Annotated in this window: 2 protein-coding genes; both read left to right on the forward strand. The window is 49.9% G+C overall.

Going from position 1 to position 4,110, the window contains the following annotated elements:
- The first annotated feature begins 15 nt into the window (after positions 1 to 15).
- A complete protein-coding gene (locus tag NZ772_15015; GenBank protein ID MCS6814864.1) occupies positions 16 to 1,701 on the forward strand; it encodes a penicillin-binding protein 2 in 1,686 nt (561 codons plus the stop codon).
- A 26-nt stretch (positions 1,702 to 1,727) separates the two neighbouring features.
- Positions 1,728 to 4,106, forward strand: a complete 2,379-nt coding sequence (gene recJ, locus NZ772_15020; GenBank protein MCS6814865.1) for a single-stranded-DNA-specific exonuclease RecJ — start codon at positions 1,728 to 1,730, stop codon at positions 4,104 to 4,106.
- Positions 4,107 to 4,110: the final 4 nt, after the last annotated feature.

Below are 4,110 nucleotides of genomic sequence, written 5' to 3' on the forward strand. Positions count from 1 at the left end.
CATGGTAGTCGATTAATTTTGGTATGGCTTGTGTTGCTGCTTAGTATCATCGGTTTGATGATTCGGCTAATGGTTTTGCAACTGATTGACTCTCCTGAGCTAAGCCAGAAAGCACAACAACAACATTCTGTCTATGTGTCTCCGTTTTTAGCGCGTCGCCCTATTACCGATCGCCAGGGCACGATCTTGGCCATCGACCAACTTGTGTATCAGTTGTATGCCCATCCCCGATTATTTACTCGACCTCGATCTGAAATTGCTACATTGCTTGCGCCCATTTTAGATATGCCTGCAACGGAGTTACTGAGAACGTTTGATCGAGCTGAGACAGGCATTCTGGTTAAGCTAGATGTGCCAGAGAGTTCTGCCGATCGCATCCTCAAGTTGGGCCTAGAGGGCATCGATCTAGTCAAGAGCCGTCAGCGATTTTATCCCCAGCAGGAATTAGCGGCTGACGTTGTTGGGTATGTGAGCCAAGATCAAGATGGGCAGGCCGGAATTGAATATAGCCAGCAAGCCCTATTGACCCAGACTAGTCGCCCGGTAGAGATGCAACTTACAGCTAATGGCCTGCTGGTGCCTCAACAACCATCAGAGTTGCCTAATGGCGACCACTTTCGGCTGCAACTTACCTTGGACATGCGCTTGCAGCGCTCTGCCCGTAATAGCCTGAGGAAGAGCTTACAACAGTATGGTGCTAAACGCGGTACGGTGATTGTCATGGATGCTCGCGATGGTTCATTACTAGCACTTGCCTCTGAGCCATCCTATGACCCTAATCGGTACTATGTCGCAGATTTGGATGCATTTCGTAACTGGGCAGTCACTGACTTGTATGAGCCTGGTTCTACGTTTAAGCCATTAAACGTGGCGATCGCCTTAGAGACTAAGGCTGTACTGCCGAACAGCCGCTTTTATGACGTAGGTCGTCTTTACATTGATGAATGGACGATCGAAAACTATGACTATTCCGAGATAGGTGGTAGAGGGTGGGTAACGATTCCTGAAATTCTGATTCACTCTAGTAATGTCGGCATGGTACGGATCATGCAGCAATTGAAGCCATCTGTCTATTATGCTTGGCTCCAGAAACTCAACCTTGGAAACAAAAGTGGTGTTGACTTGCCCTTTGAGGTTCCTAGTCAGCTAAAAAGCCGTACGCAATTTGTGCAAGCTGCTGTAGAGCCTGCTACAGCCTCATTTGGTCAAGGGTTTTCGTTAACTCCTGGTCAGTTAATGCAAGCCATTTCTCCCCTGGTCAATGACGGTAAGCTAGTTACACCCCATGTGTTAAAAGGCATGGTAGATGCCGAAGGTCATATCTATTGGCGGCCTGACTTACCAGCACCTCGACAGGTTTTTTCACCCCGAACTAGCCGAACCGTTTTAGCTATGATGGAGGAAGTGGTAACGAGTGGCACTGGTAGAACTGCGGCCATTCCGGGGTATCGTATTGCTGGTAAGACAGGAACCTCTCAAAAGGCTAAGGCATCGGGAGGGTATTACAAGCAGGCTAGTATTGCCAGCTTTTTTGGTGTCTTGACGGTGAATAATCCTCGCTATGTTGTGTTGGCAGTGGTTGACGAGCCATTGGGAGAACGGGCATTTGGCTCGACAGTAGCTGCACCGATCGTGAAAGAAGTCATGGAGCAACTGATATTGATTGAGGGAATTCCTCCAGAGCAGCAGAGTTCACGCTAAGAATCAACTTCATGTGGCCAGTGGAAATGTCTGCAAGCGCTGTACCTGCCTGGCTAGAACAGGTAGTTGCCCGATACCTCGACTCTGATGTTAGTAGCCCTAGCGTCAAATACACTGCGCAGTTGCTGTGGCAGCGAGGACACTGCGATCGTACCCAGCTTGAGGGTTTCTTGCAGCCTAGTGCCTATCAACCTGCCAGTGCCTTTGACTTTGGTGATGAAATGCACCAAGCAGTTGAGCGACTGATCCAAGCCTATGAGCGCCATGAGCAGGTCACAATCTGGGGAGATTTTGATGCCGATGGCGTAACAGCAACAGCGGTGCTCTGGGAAGGATTGGGTCAATGGTTTGAGCAAGAGACACAACTGCGGTATGTAATCCCTAATCGGTTGACAGAATCGCACGGACTGTCCCACGCGGGGATTACTGCCCTAGCTAGGGAAAATTGTCAGTTACTGGTTACTTGTGATACTGGTAGCAACAATCTTGCAGAGCTTGCTTATGCTCAACAGATGGGTATCGATGTGATTGTAACTGACCATCATACTCTGCCTGCTGATCGGCCCCCAGTAGTGGCCATTCTCAATCCCCGATATTTGCCTGCGGATCACCCGCTAGCCCATCTTTCTGGCGTGGCAGTTGCCTACAAGCTCATAGAAGCGTTGCACCAAAGATTGCCAATCGCCAACCAGCCAGGCACAGAACGCCTCTTGGACTTAGTGGCCATTGGCCTAATTGCTGACTTGGTAGAGTTGGTGGGTGATTGTCGCTATCTGGCTCAACGGGGGATTGCTCAATTGCAAGCAACTCAGCGCCCTGGCATACGACGCTTACTAGAGTTGTGTAAGCGGACTGGCGATCGACCCACAGACATATCCTTTGGACTAGGGCCGCGAATCAATGCCATTAGCCGTGTTTATGGAGATGCTCGTCGTTGTGTGGAATTGTTGACTAGCAAGGATGTCGATCGCTGCCATCAGTTAGCTGAAGCGGCAGAACTTGCTAACACCCGTCGCAAGGCACTTCAACGCGATATTACTCAACAGGTGCGGCAGCGTCTTGCTCAGGTTGACTTGTCTACTACGAGTGTGATCGTCCTAGCAGACCCCCAGTGGTCGGTTGGTATCTTGGGTTTAGTAGCCGGAGAGATTGCCCGTGACTACAATCGGCCAACAATCCTGTTGCAAGCGGAGATGGCTGGTGACGACGATCGTCCTCCCTTAGCACGGGGATCAGCACGGTCGATCGCAGGCATCGATCTTTACCAATTGCTCAATACTCAACGACATTTACTCCATCGCTTTGGAGGTCACCCCCTAGCAGCAGGTTTAAGCCTACGGGTTGAAAACCTAGGCTTATTCACAGATGCCATCAATCAACAGTTTCGGCAACAGATTGGACTACTGCCACCACCGCCTGCACCCCAAGCAGAGTTGACTGTCACCGTTGCCGAGCTAAATCAGTCTCTCTTTCAAGGGCTAAAGCTACTAGAACCCTATGGCATGGGTAACCCTGTACCGCGCTTGCTTATCCAAAATTGTTGGTTTGAAGAAGTTTGGCACGAAAACATCAGAGACCTACGGGGACAGAAGGTGTCTTATATCAAGACTACGTTTAAGCTCAAGGATCCTACAGTCGTAACAGGATTCCCTGGTGTTTGGTGGGGGCATTACAAAACGGATGTGCCAGTGGGACGCTGTGACGCGATCGTTGAACTTGACGTTCATGATAAGAATTATGTTGCTCGACTAGTGGCCATCAGCCGCATCTACCCACCTACTTGCGCCAACTATGCCTCTGATGCAACCACTGACTCACTGGGCAGCCACGGACTACCTCCAACAGGATCATTACCCTTAATCACAGGATCATTACCCTTAATCATTGATCTGCGCGGACAAGCTGACGTTGCCTTATCCGTAAATGCGTCACCCTACGAGCCAGATGCACTGATCCTTCGCAATTGTCCGTTTAGTTGGCACGAACTGCGGTGTTGGTGGCAACAGGCGATCGCCGACCAACGATCGCTAGTACTCGCCTACAATCAGCCAGAGGAACGACCACCCTACGAGGTATTACGAGCGCTGATTAAAACTGCTCAGCAGTTGAGTAGCACAGAACAAGCATTTACTCTAGAGCAACTAGGCCAGTGGCTAGGGTTAAGCGATCGCGCTGTGCGTTCAGGGTTGACCTTGCTGACAACTATTGGATTTCACATCAGTCATCAGGAAACAGATCAGGTCAACAGCTATCGGTTATCTGGGGAGCCGATCGTCACAATTACATCCCCAACTGCCTCACCGTGGGAATTTCTCTCCACTGTGCAATCAGATTATTTTCAGCAACGCTACTTTGCACAGGTTCCTTTACCGGTTTTACAGGCAATCATGCAAGCTACTATATAGACTG

The organism is Cyanobacteriota bacterium (genome assembly GCA_025054735.1).
Lineage (GTDB): Bacteria > Cyanobacteriota > Cyanobacteriia > SKYG9 > SKYG9 > SKYG9.